The following is a 21,219-nucleotide window of genomic DNA, read 5'->3' on the forward strand; positions in this document are numbered from 1 at the left end:
GCGACGATCTTCGCAAAGATCGTCGCTTTTTGCGTACAAGGCTTACAGCATGTTGTATTTCTTTAATTTCCGGTACAGGGTGGTGCGGGCGATGTTGCAGCGTCGGGCGATTTCCGACAAGTTTCCGTTCGTCTCCCGGAACAATTGGGCGAGCAGCCGTTTTTCTTCCTGCTCCAAGGGAGATGTCGACGGGTTCACCCCGTTTGCCGGCAGCAAATAGCCGGGCAGATCGGACAGGTGAATGCGCTCCCCGGAGGTAAACAGAACCGCGTGCTCGATTGCGTTTTCCAGTTCCCGGATATTTCCCGGCCAATGGTAGCTGCGAAGGAACGCCAGCACCTCATCATCTGCGGCGGTCACCCGCTTGCCGTGTTTTTGCGCAAATGTTCGGATCAGGTGGCTGCACAACAAAAGGACATCGTCACCCCGCTCCCGCAGGGGAGGGAGCGCCAACTGCACCACATTCAGCCGGTAATACAGGTCGGAGCGGAATTTTCCGTCCTTGACAAGCTGCTCAAGATTCTGGTTGGTGGCGGCGATAATGCGCACATCGACGGAAACGGGCTTGGACGATCCGAGGCGGACGATTTCCTTTTCCTGCAGCACACGCAGCAGGAACACCTGCAAATCCAGCGGCATTTCACCGATTTCATCGAGGAAGATGGTCCCGCCGTTTGCTTCTTCAAATTTTCCCGTTTTTCCTTTTGGATTGCCGCCTGTAAAGGTGCCGGTCTCGTATCCGAACAATTCGCTGGCGATCAATTCTTTCGGAATGGCTCCGCAGTTGATCGCGAGAAAAGGGGCGCGATGACGCGGACTGGCCAGGTGGATCGCACGGGCGAACCGTTCCTTGCCGGTGCCGCTTTCTCCCGTGATCAAAACCGGGACATTGGTGGGCGCGACGATTTGACTCTTGAGAACGACGTTGTTCAATACGCTTGATTCGCCGATGATGTCCGCCCAATGATTGGCGGGCACGGGAATGGATGGGCGATGGTGCGTCGATTTGTGGAAATGAAGGAGGAAGCCGACCCGTTTGCGGTCCTTGTACACGTTCTCGATGGAGATGGTCAATTGCGGTGCGGGTAAATAGACGTCGGCTTGCGGGTCGTTGAGGGTCAGCAAGGCGGACTTCAGGGGAGACAGGTCGGATCGTGCCCAAAACGCCCGCCTGTCTTCCAACTGCAGCAGGGACAGGGCGCTGGACGTTGCGGCAACCACTTGCAATGCTTCGTCCAGCATGATCATCGGGGCGTGCTTCCGCTTTTCCTCCGCCTGCAGGAAACAGGCTTTCAGATAATGGCGCGTTTCCAGGGCAGCCTCCCGAAACTGCTGTTCAATCGTTTTCGCCGTCATCACCGCGGTTCCCAGGGAATGGGGTTGGGCCAAATCGCAGGGACCGGTCAAGTCGATCACACCCAACAACTGGCCGGTCAGCGGATCTTGAACCGGGGCGGCTGAACAGATCCAGGGGTGGGCCCCTTCGCAAAAATGCTCATAGGCAAAAATCTGGATCGGCTGTTTCGCCGCGATGCAGGTCCCGATCGCATTGGTTCCGGCCGATTCTTCGCTCCAGTCAGAACCGGGCACAAAATTCATGCGTTCCGCTTTCTGCAAGATCCGCTGTTCTCCTTGGACGTGAATGATTCTTCCTTTGTTGTCGCACAGGGTGATGAGGTAGTGGGTGCCTTCGATCTGTCGAGCCAAATCCTGCAGGATGGGCAGGGAAACCTGGGAGAGGTGGGACTGGTTGACCCAATCAACCAATTCATCGTCAGTCATTACGATGGAGGCCTGCTTTTGGAGAGGGTTGACGCCTTTGGTTTGACAGCGCTTCCACGATTGGTACACATTCATCCTCATGTCTGGCGGTTCGCGCTTTTCGAAAACAAAGCGGTTCCACACCTCTTCCAGCTTCTGCAATGCTTCGTGGATGCTGCTGATTGAGTGAATAGCTATATACGGATTGGTCATAACTATCCCCCCAATGAACATGTACGAACTGAGCATTATTATACCAAAATTCTAATAATTTCAACAATATATCGTTTTGTAAATTTTGTATGATCCTCCCGGCTTTTGGTTTTGTCGAAAAGGGGAAAAAGGGGGCATGATTCCCCCTTCTCCACATGTCAGCCGCTACAATTCCTCAAGGATGTCCCCCGCAATCAGCGAATACCCCGACGGCCGCTTGGCCGCGGCGCGATCACCGGCGGAACCGTGGAGCCAGACGGCGAGGCAGGCTGCGTGGTCGGCGGGCAGTCCTTGAGCGAGCAGGCCGCCGATCATTCCGGCCAGGACGTCGCCAGCGCCGCCGGTCGCCATGCCGGGGTTGCCCGTCGGGTTTATGTACGCGCGGCCGTCCGGTGTAGCGACCACCGTACCGGCTCCTTTCAGCACCAGCGTCAGCCGATGGCGGCGGGCGTAGGAGCGGGCCAGCTCGATCCGGTTCTGCTGTACCTCGCTTGTCGCCACTTTGGCAAGTCGGGCCATCTCTCCGGGATGCGGGGTCAGGATGGTGGGTGTTTCGCGCTTCGGCCAAGACGAGAAGTGGTCAGCGTCAGCCAGCATGTTCAAGGCGTCGGCGTCCAGGACCAGCGGACCGTTCGTCTCCTCCCACAGCATGCGCAGCCAGTCCGCATCGCCGGGAAAGCGTCCCAGCCCCGGGCCGATGACGGTGACGCTGCGGCTGCGGACCAGCGCGATCAGCTTTTCCCGGGCTTCAGGCAGATTCCACTCCCCGGGAAGCCCGGCCAGCATCACTTCGGGCACATGTCCGATCAGCGCGGGGAGGAGTGCGTCGGGCATTACCCAGGTCACCAGCCCGCTGCCTGTCCGGAGCGCCGCTTTGCTGCAGAGCAGCCCTGCCCCGCTCATCTCTCGGCTGCCTGCCACGACAAGCACGTGTCCGTAGGTTCCCTTGTGGGTGTCGGCTTGACGCGGCAATCGCAGGTCCAGCCGGAACCGTTCGCGAAACAATTGTTCGCCGAGCAGGAAAGTTTGGACGCCGAATGTGTCGGCGAGTGACGGCCAGATGCCGATGGGGCGTACGACGACCTCTCCCGCCTTGTCCAGGCCGCCTGTCTGAACCAGCCCCCGTTTGAGAAAAGCGAGGGCCACCGTGCGCGCGGCCTGAATGCAGGGATCGTGGGGCACGCCGGTATCCGCATCCAGACCGCTGGGAATGTCGGCGGAAATGATCGGCAGCCCGCTCGCGTTCGCTTCCCGGATCAAATCCGCGTAGGGGCCGCGCGGAGCGCCTTTGCTGCCCGTCCCCAACAGCGCGTCGACGATTCCGTCAAATGAGCGCCAATCCACAGGGGAAGTGCCGTACACGATGGCGGGTATCCCCAATCGCCGCGCGATTTCCTGCTGCCGCGCGGCCTCCCCTGTCAACTGTTCCGGCGATTGTGCGAAAAGGAGGGTGACGTCTACGCCGCTTTCCATCAGATGCCGCGCCGCCACCAGTCCGTCGCCGCCGTTGTTCCCTTTTCCGACGAGGATCGCCCAGCGGGGTGGTCGTTTCCCTTTGTCCATCCCGTGGGTGCGGGAATACTCCTGGACATCGCGGGCGATGGCGCTGCCCGCGTTTTCCATCAGCACGGCGGCCGGAATGCCGATCACGTCGATTACATGCCGGTCCATCTTTTGCATCTCTTCGGCGGTTACCACATACATGGATCGCGGACTCCTTTCCCAAAACGACTGCGTGTGACCCCATCATATCACAGGGAAGGGGATTTGATGGTCGATTTTGCCTGTGTGGCGGGTTCTCCAGCGATGAACGGCCCATACTCTTTTCACGATTTTTCCATCGTTTTTCCGAATTTTCCCGGCATTCTTTCCCTACAATCGGACGTGCAAGGCAAGATCAAACCAAAGGAGTGTGGATGATGATGAAAAAAATCCTTTCCGTATCGCTGCTCACGACCAGTTTGCTGGTCTATGGGGTGGGGATCATCCATGCGGAAGAGCAGTCGGATGCGCAGCCAAAATGGAAGCAAACCCCGGAATACCAGGCGATTCAAACGCTGCAGGAACAGCGCAAGCAGTTGAACGCCCAGCTCAAGGCCCAAGGGGAGCAGAACCGGGCGGCGTGGGAAGCCCTGCGGAGCGGCGTTCCCCAAGAGGTATGGGACACCGTGAAACGCGTAATGAACGAAATCAAGCCGCTGCGGGAAGAAAACAAACAACTCGTAGCCGCACTGAAAGAGGCCAAGCAAGCAAAAGATGAGGAGCGGATTCGCGAGATCAAAGCGGAATGGGAGGCAAACCATCAAGCGATTGAAGCGAAGCTGGCCCCGATCCAATCGCAGTGGGAGCAGGTCAAAGAGCTGCGCAGCGCTTTGAAGGAGACGAAATCCCAAGTGAAGCCGATCCGGGAAGAGAAGAAGGCGAATCACCAAAAGGTTGTCGAACTCCGTACCGACATAAAAGAGACGATGAAGAACGCAAAAGAGGCTTACAAGAACGGCCAGGAAGCGGAATGGAAAGACGCCCTGGGAGATGCAGCCGATCTTCTCGAGCAGTTGAACGCCGTGAAAACAGAGATTTTGTCTCAGAAACAGGCAATCTATGAGATTCTAAAATAGGTGTACCCGTCTGTATGCATGTGACACCGGTTCCGGTACCGCGGAACCGGTTTGCCTTTTCCCAAAAGAAAGTATGGGAAAAGTGTGGGATGTATGGGAAAACGTCCGGTTTTGTCGGTTCCTTCCCAATTTTAATGTACAATAGCTGGTGAATCTATCAGATGGCGGAGGAAGTCGCATGAAACCCTACCAAATTGCCATTGTGGATGATGATGCCAACATTCGCCAGATCGTCGAGGCGTATCTGCAAAAAGAAGGATACCAGACAGTCGGACTGGAGACGGCAGAAGAGGCGCTTCGTCTGTGGGAAACCCGTCCGCCCGATCTTTGGGTGCTGGATATCATGCTGCCGGGTATGAACGGGTATGAATTTTGCCGCCGCATCCGAAGGGAGACGGAAACCCCGATCATCATGATTTCCGCACGGGACGAAGAGGTAGACAAAATTCTCGGACTGGAATTGGGCAGCGATGACTACCTGACCAAGCCGTTCAGTCCGCGCGAGCTGGTGGCCAGGGTAAACCGATCCCTGCGCCGCTGGGAATACATGAGAAATCGTTCGACGACAGCGCCGAATGAGGACAAGGAGGCTGCCGCAGACAGGGGAGAGGTTCCTGCTCTTCTGCTTGATACGGAAAAACGGCGTGTCTATTGGCAGGGAAAAGAAGTGGAGGTGACGGTTAAAGAGTTTCAACTGCTGCGACTCTTTGCCGACCATCCCAATCGCGCGTTTTCCCGGGAAGAATTGCTTGCGCTGGTGTGGGGAGACGACTATTTCGGCAGTGATCGCGTCGTCGATGACCTGGTGAGACGGGTGCGCAAAAAATTGGACGGGATTCCACTGGACACGGTCTGGGGATTTGGATACCGTCTGCGGGATCAACAGGAGCAGGCAAAATGAAACTGCTGTACCGGATCACGCTTGCGTTTGGCCTCTTGCTGATTGTGGTAACTGGGGTATCCGCTTACCTGATCAATTCGTTCCTCCTGGAAAACCTGATTGAGCAGCAAAGAAGAGAGCTTGCCTTGAAAGGCCAGGTGTGGATCGAAAAGGTGAAAGCATCCGGCGAAACGATCAAGCCGGAAGAGATCCAGGAGCTGAGCAGGTTGGTTGTCTCCAATCGAAAGGTGGAGATCCTGCTCCTCGGGAGACGAAAAAAAGTGCTGTACACCACGCTTCCGTCGGCCAGTCTGGATCAATGGATCGATCAGTTGGAACGGAAGGCGAAGAAGAGACAGGATAAAAACATTTGGATGATTGGCAGCGATGACTATATCGTGGTGACGATTCCCTTGAATAACGGCGCGAACCAGAGGCTGCTGCTGGCAACGCCGGTTCGCGGCCTAAAGGACATGCGGATGGAACTGACCGGCAATATCATGGCAAGTCTGCTGCTCGGGGCGATATGCGCCATCATCCTCAGCTTTTTCATCACGCGGAGCCTGGTCACCCCCCTGAGCAGGCTGACGGAGGAGATCAAGAAAGTGCAGCGCCGCCGATTTTCCGAGGTGGAAATGATTCCGGCCAGCGGGGAGATCGCCGAGGTTACCAAGAGCGTGTATTTTATGGCGCAGGAATTGGATCGGTTTCACAGCAGCCAAAAGCAGTTCTTTCAAAACGCCTCGCATGAATTGAAGACACCGCTCATGTCGATTCAAGGGTACGCGGAGGGCATACGGGATGGCGTCTTTACAGGGGAATCCGCACGCCAGGGACTGGATGTGATCGTGAAAGAGACCACGCGATTGAAAAACATCGTGACGGAAATGATTCTTCTCGCCAAGTTGGAAAGTGAAGAAGATCTGTTCCATCCGTCCGAAGTCTCCGTTCTGGAACTGGTGCATCAAGCGGTGGAGCGGCTGCATCCGCTGATGATGCAAAACGGCGTGGACATTGCTGTGAGGTGCGGCGCAGCGAATCCCCGGATCAACGTCGACAGCGAGAAATTTCTGCAAGCCGTGCTGAACATCCTGGGAAACGCAGTGCGGCATGCACGGGAACACATCGAGATCAGCATCGAGGAAAAAAACCGGCACGTGCTGATCGACATCATCGACGACGGAGAAGGAATCCCGGACGACCTGCTCCCCAACTTGTTCCATCGCTTCGTGAAGGGGAAAAACGGGGAAACCGGTCTGGGGCTGGCCATTTCCAGAGCGATTGTCGAACGATCGGGCGGCACCATCGAGGCAGGGAATGGGAGGACGGGTGCTGTCTTTCGGATCAGGATGCCGCTGCTTCACGGCTGAGTGTCATGCGGCATGCCGCTTGGAGTGAATCCGGCTGTCCATATCAGGGAAGCCAGCCGGATTCTCCAGGCCCGCGGCAGAAAGAGCTGAAGAAAAGGAAAAAAATTCATTGACATCATCTCGGGAGGCCGATAGTATATGTATTAACAGAAAATATCGAATAAACTGAAAGAAAAACACAGTTTTACATGATAAAACAGAACCGGTGCGGCCGCGTGCGCAAGGTTACCCGTTTCCTCTATAATGACAGCGCTTTCAATTAGTGCGCTCACGGCTGTCTGCGGACAGGATGCTGTGCCTGCAATGTGCCAATATTGTAAAACAAAGTTTTATATTATAAAACAAAATCCCATTACTGAGGAGGATGCCCCATGAGTTCGCCGCTCTTGTCGCCAAAAGAAGAACATTCCCTGCAGGCCAGGCACAATGTTCGCTGGACGGTCGTGATGTGGTTGTTGATCGGCGGGATCATCAATTATCTGGACAGGGCCAACTTGTCCATCGCCGCGCCGGAAATGATGAAGGAACTGGGGCTGAGCAAAACGGATATCGGGCTCCTGGGAACGGTGTTTTCCTGGTCGTACGCGCTGATGCAGCTTCCTTCGGGATGGCTGATTGACCGGTTTGGAGCCAAAAAAGTGTATTCCATCGCCGTGATCTGGTGGAGTCTCGCGACGTTCATGACGGGTGCCGTGAGCAAAATGTCTTCCCTGATTGGCGCCCGCCTCCTGCTCGGCATAGGAGAAGCTCCCTGTTTCCCGACGGCGGCCAAGATCACGTCGTACTGGTTCCCGAAAAAAGAACGGGGCTTGGCTACAGGGATTTGGGACTCCTCGTCCAAATGGGGTCCGGCGATTGCTCCTCCGATCCTCGTGTTCCTGCTGATCAGCTTCGGTTGGCGGGCGCTGTTTTACATCACGGGCTTGATCGGCATCGTGTTTGTGATCTTCTTCCTCATCTTTTACAAAAATCCGGAGAAAAGCCGCAAACTGTCCCCTGAAGAACGGGCCTACATCCAGGCGGACGGGGCCGGAACCGAGCAGGGCATCCAGCAATCCAGCATCAAATGGCGCACCTTGTTTACATACAGAAGCGTGTGGGGCATGATTCTCGGCTTTTTCTGCACCATCTGGATCTGGAACATCTTTCTCATCTTCCTCCCACTCTATCTGGTCGAAGTTCACCATATCTCACTGAAAGAACTGGGGATATACGCCAGCATTCCGTGGATCGGCGGCATCTTCGGCAATATCTTCGGCGGGTATCTGACGAAGAAACTGGCGGACAAGGGAATCGCCGCGCCGATTCACGCAAAACGGATGCTGATTGGCATTTGCGCGCTGGCTGCCGCCGTCGTCGTCGTGATCATTCCCTTTGTGCACGGCATTGTGATAACGCTTACGCTGATGACGCTGGCGCTCTGCTTTATCTCGGCGATTACCGGCAGTGCGTGGGCGCTTGCCGGAGACATCGCACCTCCGTCGATGGTGGCGTCGGTCGGATCCATTCAAAACTTTGGCGGTTATTTTGGCGGCGCGTTCTCACCGGTCGTCGCCGGAATGATTGTCGATACGACCGGTTCGTATGTGCTCGCCTTTGTATCGGGAGGATTGATCGCCGGATGCGCAGCCTTGTGTTACTGGTTGATCGTGAAGAATCCAATTGAGGAAAAACAGGCCTGACCGACAATTTGCGAACACCGTGTGAGGAGGATGGACATGAAGCCGTACGTGTATGTGGCTGCGCCGATCCCGGCGGAAGTGGAAGCGTATCTGGCGGAGCGCTGCGAATACCGAAAGTGGGAGGGGGACGCACCGATTCCCCGCGGGGAACTGCTGCGGGAGATTGCCGATGCGGAAGGGCTGTTGACGGTCGGCGGGCGGATCGACAGCGAACTGTTGGAGCATGCGCCCAAGCTGAAAGTCGTCAGCAATATCTCCGTCGGCTACAACAATTTTGACCTGGAGGCGATGAAACGGCGTCACGTGATGGGGACGAACACGCCGCACGTACTGGACGAGACGGTGGCCGATCTGGCTTTTGCGCTGATCCTGTCCGCTGCCCGCCGAATCCCCGAGCTGGATCGGCACGTCAAGGCCGGCAGATGGGAGAGGAAACACGACGAGTGGCTCTTCGGACTGGATGTGCACGGCAAAACGCTTGGCATCATCGGCCTGGGCCGAATCGGCGAAGCGATCGCCAGACGGGCCGTGTACGGCTTTCGCATGAATGTGCTGTACCACAATCGCAGACGAAAGCCGGAAGCGGAGCAAACGCTGGGGATCACCTACCGTTCCCTGGAAGACCTCCTGCGGCAGTCCGATTTCGTCCTCCTGATGGTCCCGCTGACCGAGAAGACGACGCGCATGATGGGCCGCGAGCAGTTCGCCCTGATGAAACCGACTGCGATCTTCATCAACACGTCGCGCGGCAAGACGGTAGACGAGGCGGCTTTGATCGAAGCGCTGCAGGAGAAACGGATCTGGGGCGCAGGACTCGACGTGTTTGAAGAGGAACCGACACCGCCCTACAATCCGCTGCTTCGCATGCCCAATGTTGTGACACTGCCGCATATCGGATCGGCCACACGCGAGACGAGGTTGGCCATGGCGATGCTGGCGGCGCAGAATCTCGTCGCCGCCGTGCACGGGAAACGACCGCCCAATCTCGTCACCGAATAAAGGCGTGGATACGTGCGAGGAATGGCCGGGTTGTACACAAATGATAAAACTCAGTTTTGTCATATCGAACATGGGATGCAAGGTGGGATGCCAAGTGAAAAAACATCTGTTGATCCTGTCCAGTCTCATCCTGTCGGCGGCGGTGCTGCTCTCCGGATGCGGAGGGCAGCAAACGGCCGGCAGCGGTTCGCCGGGCGCAGGGAGCGGAGCCAAGACGCACACGTTGAAAGTGGCCAACTACTTCGCGACCGACCATCCGCAGAACGTGGCCCTGCGGGAAAAGTTCAAACCGATGGTGGAAGAGAAGTCGGGCGGCACGCTGAAGGTGCAAATCTACGACAACAGCAAGCTGGGGGCGGAGAAGGAATTTTACGACGGGGTGCGCAACGGCACCATCGAAATGGGCATACCGGGATTGATCATGCAGGCCGACATTCCCAAGATGGCTGTCGGTGAGTGGCCGTTCCTGTTCAAGGATTTTGCCCATGCCAAAGCTGTCTTTACCGGCCCGATCGGCAAAGAGATGACGGAAGAACTGGAAAGCAAACACGGCGTGCATCCGCTGGCATGGAGCGCCAACGGTTTCCGGATGGTTTCCAGCAACCGAACGATCACCAAACTCGAAGATTTCAAAGGACTGCGTCTGCGCATGCCCAACATCCCCAACTACATTACGCTGGGCCAACTGCTGGGGGCCAATGTGACGCCGATGCCCATCTCCGAAGTGTTTACGGCACTGGAGCAAAAAGTGGTCGACGGGCAGGACAACCCGATCGCCACCCTGAGAGCGTCGGGCTGGTATGAAGTTCAGTCGGATGTGCTGGAGTCCCGCCACATGTTCAGCCCCAACCTGTATATCATCAACGCGAAACTGTGGAACGAACTGACTCCCGAGCAGCGGCAGATCATCGAGCAGGCCGCGAAAGAATCGGCCGACTACGAGTGGGAGCTTATGGAAAAGAGCTACGAAGCGGACAAGAAATTTCTCCAGGAGAACGGTATCCGATTCACGACGCCTGACGATTCGTTCCGGCAGGCGATGGAAGCCGCGGCTCAGCCGCTCTATGACGAGATCTTCCAGAAGTATCCGTGGGCAAAGGACATGGTGGAGAAGATCAAGGCGGCCGCCAAGTAGATCGGGAAGGTTGACAAGAAGGGAGGAGATGTTGTGGAAAAAGTCCTGCACATGCTGAATCGGGTGCTGAATGGCGTCACTGCGGTTTCGCTGGCATTTATGGCCATTCTCGTTTTCGGCAACGTCGTGCTGCGGTATCTGTTCAATTCGGGAATTACCTGGTCCGAAGAAATGTCGCGCTTCCTGTTTGTCTGGATGACGTTTTTGGGGGCGATCAGTGCGTTGAAAGACAATGAGCATTTGGGGATCGACATGTTTGTGAAGAAACTGTCGCCCCGGATGAAAAAAGCGGTTTTTGTGCTGACCAACGGGATCGTGCTCTACGTGCTGTGGCTGGTGCTGGACGGCAGTTGGAAGATGACGCTGATCAACATGGACAGCATGGCCCCGGCGACGGGATTGCCGCTCGCGTGTGTGTACGGCATCGGGATTGTCATGAGCATCTGCATGGCGATCATCATCGCGTTCAATCTGTACCGGGTGCTGTTTGGCAAGCGTTCCGTCGAAGAATTTATCCGCGCGCGGGAATCGGAAGAGGAACTGCTGGTGTCGAGTCAGCAGCAGGCGGTGCCGGAGGTGGCTGGTAAATGACGCTGGGCGTGTTTCTCGGGTCTCTGTTGGGAGTGATGGCGCTGGGGATGCCGATTGCGTTTGCCCTGCTCTTCAGCGGCGTCGCCCTGATGATTTACCTCGACATCTTTGACAGCCAAATCGTCGCGCAAAACCTGATCAACGGCGCGGACAACTTTCCGCTGATGGCGATTCCGTTTTTCATCCTCGCCGGGGAATTGATGAACGCCGGGGGCATCTCCAAGCGCATCATCCAGTTTGCGCTGGCGCTTGTCGGCCACATCCGCGGCGGATTGGGCTACGTGGCGATTCTGGCAGGCATCCTGTTTGCCGGGCTGTCCGGTTCCGCCGTGGCCGACACGGCCGCACTCGGGGCGATCCTGATCCCGATGATGGTAAAGGCGGGGTACGACCGCAACCGCTCCACCGGGTTAATCGCGGCAGGGGGGATTATCGCACCCATCATTCCTCCCAGCATTCCGATGATCATCTTCGGCGTGACCAGCGGCCTCTCCATTACCAAACTGTTCATGGCGGGAATTGTGCCGGGTCTGCTCATCGGCGTCGGCTTGATGATCGCCTGGTGGGCGATGGTCAGAAAAGGCCGGTTTGAGACATACCCTCGCCGGTCGCTGAAAGAAATGCTGGCCGCGACCAAAGGAGCCATCTGGGCACTCCTGCTGCCGCTGATCATAGTCGGGGGGCTTCGCGGAGGCGTGTTTACACCGACGGAAGCTGCGGTCGTAGCCGCATTTTACGCCCTGTTCGTCGGGTTGGTCGTCTACCGGGAGTTGAAGGTGACCCAACTGTACGAGATCCTGGTGGCCTCCGCCAAGACGACCAGCGTCGTGATGTTTCTCGCCGCAGCGGCGATGGTGTCCGCCTGGTTGATCACGGTGGCCAATATCCCGGCGACGCTGACCGACATGCTGGGGCCGCTGGTCGACAATCCGCTGCTTCTGCTGGTTGTGATCAACGTGCTGGTCCTGCTGGTGGGCACAGCCATGGACCTGACCCCGACCATTTTGATCCTGACGCCGGTGCTGATGCCTGTGATCGAACAGGCCGGGATCGATCCGATCTACTTCGGCGTCCTGTTTATCCTGAACAACTGCATCGGCCTGCTGACCCCTCCCGTCGGCACCGTGCTCAACGTCGCCTGCGGGGTCGGGAAGATCGGCATGGAAGACATCATGAAAGGCGTCTGGCCGTTTTTGCTGGTCGAGATCGTGATTCTCGTCCTGCTGATTCTGTTCCCTGCGATCGTGACTGTTCCGTTAGAGTGGTTGACGTAAGGAGGAGCGAACATGCAAAAGTGGAAAGTCGTCGTGACCGATTGGGAGTACGCCGATTTGCGGTATGAAGAACAGGTGCTGGACCGCGAGCGGATCGAGCTGGTGCCGGCGCAGTGCCGCACGGAGGAAGAGGTGATCGCGGCATGCCGCGATGCTGACGCGCTGATCAACCAGTACGCGCCGATCACGAGAAAGGTGATCGACAGCCTGGAGAAATGCCGGGTGATCACCCGGTACGGCGTGGGGGTCAACACGGTGGATCTCGAGGCGGCGACGGAAAAAGGAATCTGTGTGGCCAACGTGCCCGATTACTGCATGGACGAAGTGGCCGATCACGCCCTCGCCTTGCTGCTCGCCTGGACGCGCAAGGTGGTTGTCGCCAATCACCATGTAAAAAGCGGCGTCTGGGATTTCAAGGTGACGCAGCCGATCAGCCGTCTGCGCGGCAAAGTGCTCGGCTTGATCGGGTTCGGAAAGATTCCGCAGGCGCTGGCGGAGAAAGTGAAGCCGCTCGGGTTGCGCGTGATCGCCCACGATCCGTTCGTGCCGGAAGCGCTGGCGCAGGAAAAGGGAGTGCAGCTCGTCTCCCTTGACGAGCTGTGCCGGGAGGCCGATTTCATCTCCGTCCATGCGCCGCTGACCCAAGCGACGGAAGGAATGGTGGGCAGCGAGCAGTTTGACGCCATGAAACCGAGCGCGGTCGTGATCAACACGTCGCGCGGGCCGGTAATTGACGAACGCGCGCTGATCGAAGCCCTGCGCACAGGCCGGATTGCCGGAGCCGCTCTTGACGTGGTCGAGCGGGAGCCGATCTCCCCGGACAATCCCCTGCTGACGATGGAACAGGTGATTCTCACCCCGCATGTCGCCTGGTATTCGGAGGAAGCTGCCGCGGAAATGAGGACGAAGGCAGCGATGGGGGTCGTCGATGTTCTGCTGCACGGAGAGTATCCGAAATACCTGGTCAACACGCAGGTAAAAGAGAAGGTCCGCTTGAAAGAGAGCTGTCCGCAGAACCGCTATGCGGCCTATGTGTAAGCGATGGATCAGAAAGAAAGGGGACATGTGTGAATGAAAACATGGATGAAACACGCGGTCATCTGCTGTACCGTGCCGGCGCTGCTGCTGTTGGCCGGGTGCGGCGGAGGCAGTTCCGCCTCCTCTGCACAACCGGCGGCCAGCGGGATTCAGGAGCGGACCATCAAAGCGGGGATCGGATTGAACCAGGATCATCCGGAAGGGAAAGGATTGAAGAAATTCGCCGAGCTCGTCAACCAGAAGAGCGGCGGAAAGCTGAAGGTGCAGCCCTTTTACGACGCGCAGCTCGGCGACGACAAAAAAATGACGGAGGCGCTGCAGGGCGGACTGCAGGAGATTACGATTCCGTCCACGTCGCCGCTGGTAGGCATGATCAAGGAATTCGGGATTTTTGACTTTCCGTTTGTGTTTCACGACGAGAAGGAGGCGGACGCGGTGCTGGACGGTCCGCTCGGCCAAAAACTGCTGGAGAAACTGCCGGAACACAACCTGATCGGGTTGGGCTATTGGGAAAACGGGTTTCGCAATCTGACCAACAGCAAGCATCCGGTTGCGAAAGCGGAAGACTTCAAGGGTCTGAAGATTCGCACGATGCAGAACCAGGTTCACCTCGAAGCGTTCCAGGCGCTGGGAGCCAACCCCACGCCGATGGCGTTCTCGGAAGTATTCAGCGCGTTGGAGAGCAAAACCGTGGACGGTCAGGAAAATCCGCTGGCAACGATCAAGACGAGCAAATTCAACGAAGTGCAGCAGTATCTAAGCGTGACGAAGCACGTGTATACGCCGTTTGTCTTCCTCGTAAGCAAGAAGTTCTGGGATAAGCTGTCCCCGGAAGAGCAGCAGATTTTGAAGGAAGCGGCCGTCGAGGCGGGCATCTACCAGCGCGAGTTGAACCGGGCGGAAAACCGGAAGGCGTTGGAAGAGCTGAAGAACGCCGGCATGGAGGTCAATGAGGTGTCCGAGGAAGAGCGGGCGAACATGCAGGCAATCATCAAGCCGGTGATCGACAAGTTTGCGAAGGAATTTGGCGAGGATCTCGTCAAGGAGATGTACGACCAGGTAGAAAAGGCGAGACAGTAAAGGGGGAACGGCCATGGGGATCTTGGAAGAGCTGCTCCGCGATATCCCGCTTCCCCGGATGGTCAAGGTTCGGCAGCACTTTCACGCGCCGGAGATTGACGATGTGGCGTCTGCGGTTCGCCGGGCGATCGCGGAAGCGGGTGTGCTGCCGCGGATCTCTCCGGGGGATCGGGTGGCCATTGCCGTCGGGAGCAGAGGCGTGGCGGACATCCCCACGATTGCCAGGGAAGTGGTGAGGGCGATCGCGGCGGTCGGCGGTCAACCGTTTCTCGTCCCCGCGATGGGCAGCCACGGGGGAGCGACGGCGGAGGGACAACGGGAGGTGCTGGAATCCCTCGGCGTCACGGAAGCGTTTGTCGGGGCTCCGATCGTCTCCAGCATGGACGTGGTGGAAGTGGGCAGACTGCCGAACGGCCTGCCGGTCTACACCGACAAGCACGCGTATCAGGCGGATAAGATCGTGGTGATCAACCGGATCAAGCCGCACACCGCGTTTCGGGGTCCGGTGGAGAGCGGTTTGCTGAAAATGATCACGATCGGTCTCGGCAAGCAAAAGGGAGCGGAGGCCGCGCACGCCTACAGCTTCAAGTACATGGCCGAGCACGTGCTGGAGATGGCCAAAATGGTGATCGCCAGGGCGCCGATCGTCTTCGGTGTCGGTACGATCGAGAACGCCTACGACCGTCCGGCGAAAATCGTGGCCATCCCGGCGGAAAAGCTGGTGGATGAGGAACCGAAGCTGTTGGTGGAGGCAAAGGCGCTGATGCCGAAAATCGCCTTTACGCCGCTGGATGTGCTGGTGGTCGACGAGATCGGCAAGGACATTTCCGGGGACGGGATGGACCCGAACATCACCGGCCGTTATGGCACGCCGTATGCCAGCGGCGGCGTGGAGGCGGCGCGAACGGTCGTACTCCGCTTGACCGAAAAAACGCACGGCAACGCCAACGGGATCGGGCTGGCCGACATCACCACGCGAGACGTGTTTGAGTCGATCGACTGGGAAAAAGGGTACGCCAACGCCTTGACCAGCACCGTTGTCGGGACGGTCAAGCTGCCGATGTTTCTCGATACCGGAGAGCTGGCAGTCAAAGCGGCGATCAAAACGTGCAACGCCTTTGACTTGACCCGTGTCCGGCTGGTGCGCATCAAAAATACGCTGCATCTGAAGGACATCTGGATTTCCGAAAGTCTGCTGCACGAGGCGAGGAAGCGGGACGATATCGAGATCGTGACCGAGCCGCTGCCGATGGACTTTTCGGGCCATTATCCGTGAAAGCAGGTGAACGGATTGAAGATCACGGCCTTCAAGCTGTATCGGGTGGAACCCCGATGGCTGTTTCTGAAGGTGGAAACCGACGAAGGAATCGCGGGCTGGGGGGAGCCGATTGTGGAAGGCAGGGCGGGCACGGTGGAAGCGTGCGTCCGCGAGCTGAGCGACTACCTGATCGGCCAATCGCCGCTGCGGATCGAAGACCACTGGCAGACGCTGTACCGCGGAGGCTTTTATCGCGGCGGTCCGATCCTGACCAGCGCCATCTCCGGGATCGAGCAGGCGCTGTGGGACATCGCCGGAAAGTACTACAACATGCCCGTCTATCAGATGCTCGGCGGGGCCGCACGTGACAAGATACGCGTCTACTCGTGGATCGGCGGAGACCGTCCCCGCGACGTGGCGGCAGCGGCAAAGGAAAAAATGGAAGCGGGATATACCGCGGTCAAGATGAACGCCACCGAGGAAATGAACTACATCGATTCCTTTTCCAAGGTGGAGGCGGTGGTTGACCGCATCGCCGCCGTACGGGAAGCGGTCGGCAGGGACGTGGGCATCGGCATCGACTTCCACGGCCGCGTCCACAAGGCGATGGCGAAAGTGCTGGCCAAGGAACTGGAGCCGTACCGTCCGATGTTTTTGGAGGAACCGGTGCTGCCGGAGAACAACGAAGCGCTTCGCGAAATCGCTCGCCACACCACCATTCCGATCGCCACGGGCGAACGCCAATACACCCGCTGGGGATTCAAGCAGCTGCTGCTGGACGGCTGCGTGGACATCATCCAACCCGATCTGTCCCACGCCGGCGGCATCCTCGAGGTGAAAAAGATCGCCGCGATGGCGGAAGCGTTTGACGTAGCCGTCGCGCCGCACTGCCCGCTCGGTCCCATCGCTCTGGCTGCTTCGCTGCAGGTGGACGCTTGTACGCCAAACGCCGTCATTCAGGAGCAAAGCCTGGGAATCCACTACAACCGGGGAAGCGATCTGCTCGACTATCTGCTTGATCCGAGCGTGTTTACGTACAAGGACGGCTATGTGGAGATTCCCCGCGGCCCCGGTTTGGGGGTCGACATCAACGAGGAAAAGGTGGAAGAAGCGGCGCGCAGGGGGCACAACTGGAAAAACCCCGTGTGGCGCCATGAAGACGGCAGTGTGGCCGAATGGTAGAACGATTCGCATATCGCAAGGAGGGGGTCCATTCCATGTCTCGTCGATTTCCGCCGATCCACAATCAAACCAACCCCTATCGGGACAATGTGCAAGGAAAAGCGAACGAACCGATTTGCGTCGCAGGACTGCTCGACCGCTCGAAACAAGTGCTCGGTTCCGCCTATGACGGGCCGGCCCCGGACTGGACGCTGGAGGAAATCTACAACCGCCTGGAGGAAAACGCGCCCCGCATTGCGATCATCGGCGGTTCTCCAGACCATCCGGCCCACATCATGGATAGTGTGACGACCGCCCGCGCAGCCATCCGCATCTGGCAAAACGGCGGCGTGCCGTTTGCCTTTTCCACGCCGGTGATGTGCGACGGCACCGCGCAGAGCAATCAAGGTATGAGCTATTCGCTGCAAAGCCGCAACGCGGTTGCCCAGATGGTGGTCAACCAGATCGAGGCGCACAGCTACCACGGGGCGTTCGTCATCCAGGGCTGCGATAAACAGCCGCTTGGAGTGGTCAGTGCGCTGGCCCATCTCGACCGGATTCGCCGCTACCGCGGAGAGGCGCCGTTCTTTGCCACCTTCGCGCCTGCGCACGTCCTGCAGGGGGGCACGATCCCGGCCGAGCTGTATGCCGAATTGGAGCAGGTGGCCGCAGCGGCGGAAGAGCGGGGAGCGCCCGACATCGCGCACGATTTGCGCGATGCGATGGCCTACATTTTGCAGTGTTCCTCCAACACCGCGTTTCAAGGCGTGCTGGAACGCGCAGTGGATAGGGGGATTATCAGCAGGGCGGCGCACAAGGAGTACGAAAAGCGGCTGGCTGTGGCCACGTGTGACGGAAAAGGCGGGGTCTGCGCCTTCAACGGCACGGGCAACAGCTCCCGCCATCTCGTCGCCGGCCTGGGATTGGTTCATCCGGCCGTGGAGCTGTTGACCGCTCCGCCCAGTCAGGAGCAGGTAAACCAGGCCGTGGACAGCCTCGCCCTGATGATCAACAACCCGGTGTTTGGCGTGGCCAATCTGATGGCGGCCAACATCAAAAACGCGATCCGGATTCACAGCGCGTCGGGCGGATCGACCAACCTGATGATGCACCTGGTAGCGGCCATGCTGTACGGCGGTTACAGGTTCAGTCTGTGGGATCTGGACCGGATTCACCACGAACATCCCGTTCCCGACCTGTTTGATTACAGTTTGACGCAGGGGCGCGACATTTTCGCCCTGGCGGTGCAGTGCTGCAGCGGCAGCATCCGCGGGATGGAGACGCTGTTTTACGAGCTGATGCAAAACGGCGTGCCGATGGACGTGGATGCGCCTACGGTGACGGGAACGACGTGGCGTGAACGGCTGGCCGACCAGGCGCGCCTGTCGGCGGAACACGTCAAGGACAATCCGATCATTCTCTCCCGACCGCGCCGTCCGTTCAGCGGGGTGGATGTGCTCACCGGCAACTTTTTTGAATCGGCCGTCGTGAAAATCAGCGGCATGACGACGGCCCAGCTCGACGAGTTTGACAAGAAAGTGGCCTTTGTCCTCTATTACGAGAACGAGGATGACGCCAACCGCAGCCTGCTGGATTCGCATTTGCTGGAAACGGTGAAGCGAGCGAAACGCTTCGCGGAGGAAAACCTGCGGGCCGTGCTTCGACACAATGCGCCTCACCGCTTGGAAGACTGGCAGGCGCTCGACTACGACGCGCTGTTTGACCGAATGGTGGAGGAGGGGGTGCTGAAAATCGCCGTCGTCATCTCCGGGCAGGGGCCGGTTGCGTTCGGGATGCCCGAGATGTTCACGCCGATGCAGCACATCAACGCCAACCGCAACCTGAAACGTCTGGCCACGCTGATCAGCGACGGACGCTATTCCGGGGTCACCTACGGAGCGGCGATCGGGCACATGACCCCGGAAGCCAGCCTGGGCGGAGGCATCCTGTACCTGGAGACGGGAGATCTCCTGTACCTTAATCTGCGTGACCGGCAGATCCACTTTGTCAATCAAGCGGCATTTTGCAGCGGCAGACTCCAGTTTTCCTTTGAGGAGGTCAAAGCGGAACGGGCGGCACTGGCCGACAGGCGGCTTGCCACCATCCGGACGCGGCAAAGGCAGGTGGCGGCCAGCAATCGCATGACGGGCCACACCGACGCGGCACACGGCGTGGTTCCGCTCAGCGTGTTCGAGGAAGCCGTCCTGGACTACACCGCGGACGTCGCCTATGGAACACGGAAGAAATAGAAGAGAAAGGGTGGAGGCAGAGTTGAAACAAACTCGTGCGGTGATCGAGAAATTGGGCTTTCCGGCAGGCGATTGTCACGATCTGCCCAGCTCTGCGAAAACATTTCCGGACGGAGCGCAGTACCGCGTGGAAATTCCCAGCGTGGAAGGGCCTGCCTCTTTTGAAGCGGTGCTGGAAGCGTGTGAAACGTACGGGGTGACGATTCACCGAATCTCGCAGGGCAGCGGCATCATGCTCCTGACCGATCGCGAGCTTGAGCAGATGGCGGCCATCGGTCGTCGGGAAAACCTGGAGGTGAGCCTGTTTGTCGGCCCGCGCGGCACCTGGGACATTACGCCGATGACCTGGGCCAGCGCGGGAAAAATTGCCGGACTGCGGGTACAGGGGATGGATCAACTGGTTTATTCGATCGAAGACATCAAGCGGGCCTGCCAGGCGGGAATCCGCAGCATTCTGGTGGCGGACGAGGGGCTGTTGTGGCTGGTCAACGAGTTCAAGAAAATGGGCGAGCTGCCCGCCGACCTGCTCGTAAAAATTTCCGTTCAGATGGGGCAGGCGAATCCCGTATCGATCCGGCTGATGGAACAAATCGGCGCCGGCACGTACAACGTACCGACCGACCTTTCGCTGCCGCGCCTGGCGGCGATTCGGCAAGCCGTCGACATCCCGATTGATATCTACGTGGAAGCGCCGGACGACATGGGCGGGTTTATCCGCCACTACGACATCCCGGAAATCATCCGGGTGGCGGCTCCTGTCTACATCAAATTCGGCCTGCGCAACTCGCCCAACATTTACCCCTCCGGCACCCATTTGGAACAAACGTCGATCAGCTTGTGCAAGGAGCGGGTACGCCGCGCCCGCATCGGTCTGGACATCATTCAGCGGTATGCGCCCGATTTGAAAACCTCCGAAAAAGGGGCCGCCGGATTGGCCGTTCCTGCCGTCCCGGTTAAAGGAGAGCGCGTATGGACGTAGTCACCTTTGGCGAGACGATGGTGCTGTTTACCCCGGTCTCGGTGGGACCGCTCCGCTACGCGTCCCAATTCGAGAAAACCATCGGCGGCGCCGAGTCCAACGTGGCGATCGGCTTGGCGCGATTGGGTCATCAGGTAAGCTGGGTGAGCCGTCTCGGCGACGACGAGTTTGGGCTGTACATCCGCAATTTTATTCGCGGTGAAGGTGTAGACACGTCCCACGTCGTGTTCGACGCCAAACACCCGACGGCCGTCTTTTTCAAAGAGCGGCAAACCGCGCGGGAGCCCACCGTGTACTATTACCGCCGGGGATCGGCAGCCAGTTGTCTCCAACCGGAGGACGTCAGCGAGGAGCTGATTGCCCGGGCGAAGTTTCTGCACGTCACCGGGATTACCCCGGCGCTCAGCCCATCGTGCAGGGATACGGTGTACCAGGCGATTGAGAAGGCGAAACGACATCGGGTAACCGTCGTGTTCGACCCCAACATCCGGCTGAAGCTGTGGACTGCTGACGAAGCACGGGACGTACTGATGGACATCGCCGGCCAATGCGACATCGTCCTGCCCGGATGGGAGGAAGGCCGGATCCTGACGGGAGAAGACGCGCCCGAGCAAATCGCCGAACGATTGCTGCAAAACGGGGCGGTTGCCGTGGTGGTGAAGCTGGGAGAGCGCGGGGCCTACTACGCGGCCGCGAACGATCGCGCGTACGTCGACGGCTTTCCCGTCCGGCAGATCGTGGACCCGATCGGAGCCGGAGACGGTTTTGCCGCCGGTTTTTTGTCGGGACTGATCAGAGGGTGGTCGTACCGGGACGCGGTCAGGCTGGGAAACCGCGTCGGAGCCTATGCGCTGACGGTTGTCGGAGACGTGGAAGGATATCCGTTCTGGTCGCAGATCGCGGAAGAGAAGCCGCACATTCATCGATGAAT

General features: G+C 58.5%; 17 protein-coding genes. 15 read left to right on the forward strand and 2 right to left on the reverse strand.

Features of this window, described 5'->3' with window-relative positions; genetic code table 11:
* Positions 1-42: 42 nt before the first annotated feature.
* Together M516_RS0109275 and M516_RS0109280 are read right to left on the reverse strand one after the other, a co-directional pair.
* Entirely contained in the window at positions 43-1,974 is a 1,932-nt protein-coding gene (locus M516_RS0109275; protein ID WP_029098861.1) for a sigma-54-dependent Fis family transcriptional regulator, read from the reverse strand.
* 165 nt (positions 1,975-2,139) lie between these two features.
* Positions 2,140-3,678: a bifunctional ADP-dependent NAD(P)H-hydrate dehydratase/NAD(P)H-hydrate epimerase gene (locus tag M516_RS0109280; protein WP_029098862.1), complete on the reverse strand. Its 1,539-nt coding sequence runs from the start codon at positions 3,676-3,678 to the stop codon at positions 2,140-2,142.
* Between the two features lie 215 nt (positions 3,679-3,893).
* On the opposite strand from M516_RS0109280, the gene M516_RS0109285 reads away from it, so the two are divergent.
* From M516_RS0109285 to M516_RS0109355, 15 genes are all read left to right on the forward strand, one after another.
* Complete coding sequence (locus M516_RS0109285; RefSeq protein ID WP_051188171.1) at positions 3,894-4,592, forward strand: hypothetical protein; 699 nt, start codon at positions 3,894-3,896, stop codon at positions 4,590-4,592.
* 178 nt (positions 4,593-4,770) lie between these two features.
* Positions 4,771-5,493 (forward strand): response regulator transcription factor, encoded by a 723-nt coding sequence (locus M516_RS0109290; RefSeq protein ID WP_029098864.1) that lies wholly within the window; start codon positions 4,771-4,773, stop codon positions 5,491-5,493.
* Complete coding sequence (locus M516_RS0109295; protein ID WP_029098865.1) at positions 5,490-6,842, forward strand: sensor histidine kinase; 1,353 nt, start codon at positions 5,490-5,492, stop codon at positions 6,840-6,842. Before M516_RS0109290 ends, M516_RS0109295 begins: the two co-directional genes overlap by 4 nt.
* A 371-nt stretch (positions 6,843-7,213) precedes the next feature.
* Positions 7,214-8,524, forward strand: a complete 1,311-nt coding sequence (locus M516_RS0109300) for an MFS transporter (RefSeq protein WP_029098866.1) — start codon at positions 7,214-7,216, stop codon at positions 8,522-8,524.
* 36 nt (positions 8,525-8,560) lie between these two features.
* Complete coding sequence (locus tag M516_RS0109305) at positions 8,561-9,523, forward strand: 2-hydroxyacid dehydrogenase (RefSeq protein WP_029098867.1); 963 nt, start codon at positions 8,561-8,563, stop codon at positions 9,521-9,523.
* A gap of 94 nt (positions 9,524-9,617) precedes the next feature.
* Complete coding sequence (locus tag M516_RS0109310) at positions 9,618-10,658, forward strand: TRAP transporter substrate-binding protein (RefSeq protein ID WP_029098868.1); 1,041 nt, start codon at positions 9,618-9,620, stop codon at positions 10,656-10,658.
* 33 nt (positions 10,659-10,691) lie between these two features.
* Complete coding sequence (locus M516_RS0109315; protein ID WP_029098869.1) at positions 10,692-11,249, forward strand: TRAP transporter small permease; 558 nt, start codon at positions 10,692-10,694, stop codon at positions 11,247-11,249.
* Entirely contained in the window at positions 11,246-12,523 is a 1,278-nt protein-coding gene (locus M516_RS0109320) for a TRAP transporter large permease subunit (RefSeq protein WP_029098870.1), read from the forward strand. Before M516_RS0109315 ends, M516_RS0109320 begins: the two co-directional genes overlap by 4 nt.
* A gap of 12 nt (positions 12,524-12,535) precedes the next feature.
* On the forward strand, positions 12,536-13,561 hold the full coding sequence (locus M516_RS0109325; protein WP_029098871.1) for a C-terminal binding protein: 1,026 nt from the start codon (positions 12,536-12,538) through the stop codon (positions 13,559-13,561).
* Between the two features lie 33 nt (positions 13,562-13,594).
* Positions 13,595-14,641: a TRAP transporter substrate-binding protein gene (locus M516_RS0109330; protein WP_029098872.1), complete on the forward strand. Its 1,047-nt coding sequence runs from the start codon at positions 13,595-13,597 to the stop codon at positions 14,639-14,641.
* 13 nt (positions 14,642-14,654) lie between these two features.
* Positions 14,655-15,917, forward strand: coding sequence for a nickel pincer cofactor-dependent isomerase, group 22 (locus M516_RS0109335; RefSeq protein ID WP_029098873.1), 1,263 nt, complete (start codon positions 14,655-14,657; stop codon positions 15,915-15,917).
* Between the two features lie 15 nt (positions 15,918-15,932).
* A complete protein-coding gene (dgoD, locus tag M516_RS0109340; RefSeq protein WP_029098874.1) occupies positions 15,933-17,081 on the forward strand; it encodes a galactonate dehydratase in 1,149 nt (382 codons plus the stop codon).
* A gap of 35 nt (positions 17,082-17,116) precedes the next feature.
* A complete protein-coding gene (locus M516_RS0109345; RefSeq protein WP_029098875.1) occupies positions 17,117-19,309 on the forward strand; it encodes a dihydroxy-acid dehydratase domain-containing protein in 2,193 nt (730 codons plus the stop codon).
* A gap of 22 nt (positions 19,310-19,331) precedes the next feature.
* Complete coding sequence (locus M516_RS0109350; protein WP_029098876.1) at positions 19,332-20,288, forward strand: U32 family peptidase; 957 nt, start codon at positions 19,332-19,334, stop codon at positions 20,286-20,288.
* The gene (locus M516_RS0109355; RefSeq protein ID WP_029098877.1) at positions 20,279-21,217 is read left to right on the forward strand and encodes a sugar kinase; all 939 of its coding nucleotides are present in this window, start codon (positions 20,279-20,281) and stop codon (positions 21,215-21,217) included. Before M516_RS0109350 ends, M516_RS0109355 begins: the two co-directional genes overlap by 10 nt.
* Positions 21,218-21,219: the final 2 nt, after the last annotated feature.

The sequence above is a fragment of the Brevibacillus thermoruber 423 genome (assembly GCF_000454065.1).
Classification (GTDB): domain Bacteria; phylum Bacillota; class Bacilli; order Brevibacillales; family Brevibacillaceae; genus Brevibacillus; species Brevibacillus thermoruber.

Bases quoted from the DNA above. Each gene is read 5' to 3' on its own strand.
- M516_RS0109330 (WP_029098872.1), top strand. From the start codon at position 13,595: ATGAAAACATGGATGAAACACGCGGTCATCTGCTGTACCGTGCCGGCG.
- M516_RS0109320 (WP_029098870.1), top strand. From the start codon at position 11,246: ATGACGCTGGGCGTGTTTCTCGGGTCTCTGTTGGGAGTGATGGCGCTG.
- M516_RS0109290 (WP_029098864.1), top strand. From the start codon at position 4,771: ATGAAACCCTACCAAATTGCCATTGTGGATGATGATGCCAACATTCGC.
- M516_RS0109300 (WP_029098866.1), top strand. From the start codon at position 7,214: ATGAGTTCGCCGCTCTTGTCGCCAAAAGAAGAACATTCCCTGCAGGCC.
- M516_RS0109335 (WP_029098873.1), top strand. From the start codon at position 14,655: ATGGGGATCTTGGAAGAGCTGCTCCGCGATATCCCGCTTCCCCGGATG.
- M516_RS0109355 (WP_029098877.1), top strand. From the start codon at position 20,279: ATGGACGTAGTCACCTTTGGCGAGACGATGGTGCTGTTTACCCCGGTC.
- M516_RS0109275 (WP_029098861.1), bottom strand. From the start codon at position 1,974: ATGACCAATCCGTATATAGCTATTCACTCAATCAGCAGCATCCACGAA.
- M516_RS0109295 (WP_029098865.1), top strand. From the start codon at position 5,490: ATGAAACTGCTGTACCGGATCACGCTTGCGTTTGGCCTCTTGCTGATT.
- M516_RS0109345 (WP_029098875.1), top strand. From the start codon at position 17,117: ATGTCTCGTCGATTTCCGCCGATCCACAATCAAACCAACCCCTATCGG.
- M516_RS0109325 (WP_029098871.1), top strand. From the start codon at position 12,536: ATGCAAAAGTGGAAAGTCGTCGTGACCGATTGGGAGTACGCCGATTTG.
- M516_RS0109305 (WP_029098867.1), top strand. From the start codon at position 8,561: ATGAAGCCGTACGTGTATGTGGCTGCGCCGATCCCGGCGGAAGTGGAA.
- M516_RS0109285 (WP_051188171.1), top strand. From the start codon at position 3,894: ATGATGAAAAAAATCCTTTCCGTATCGCTGCTCACGACCAGTTTGCTG.
- M516_RS0109280 (WP_029098862.1), bottom strand. From the start codon at position 3,678: ATGTATGTGGTAACCGCCGAAGAGATGCAAAAGATGGACCGGCATGTA.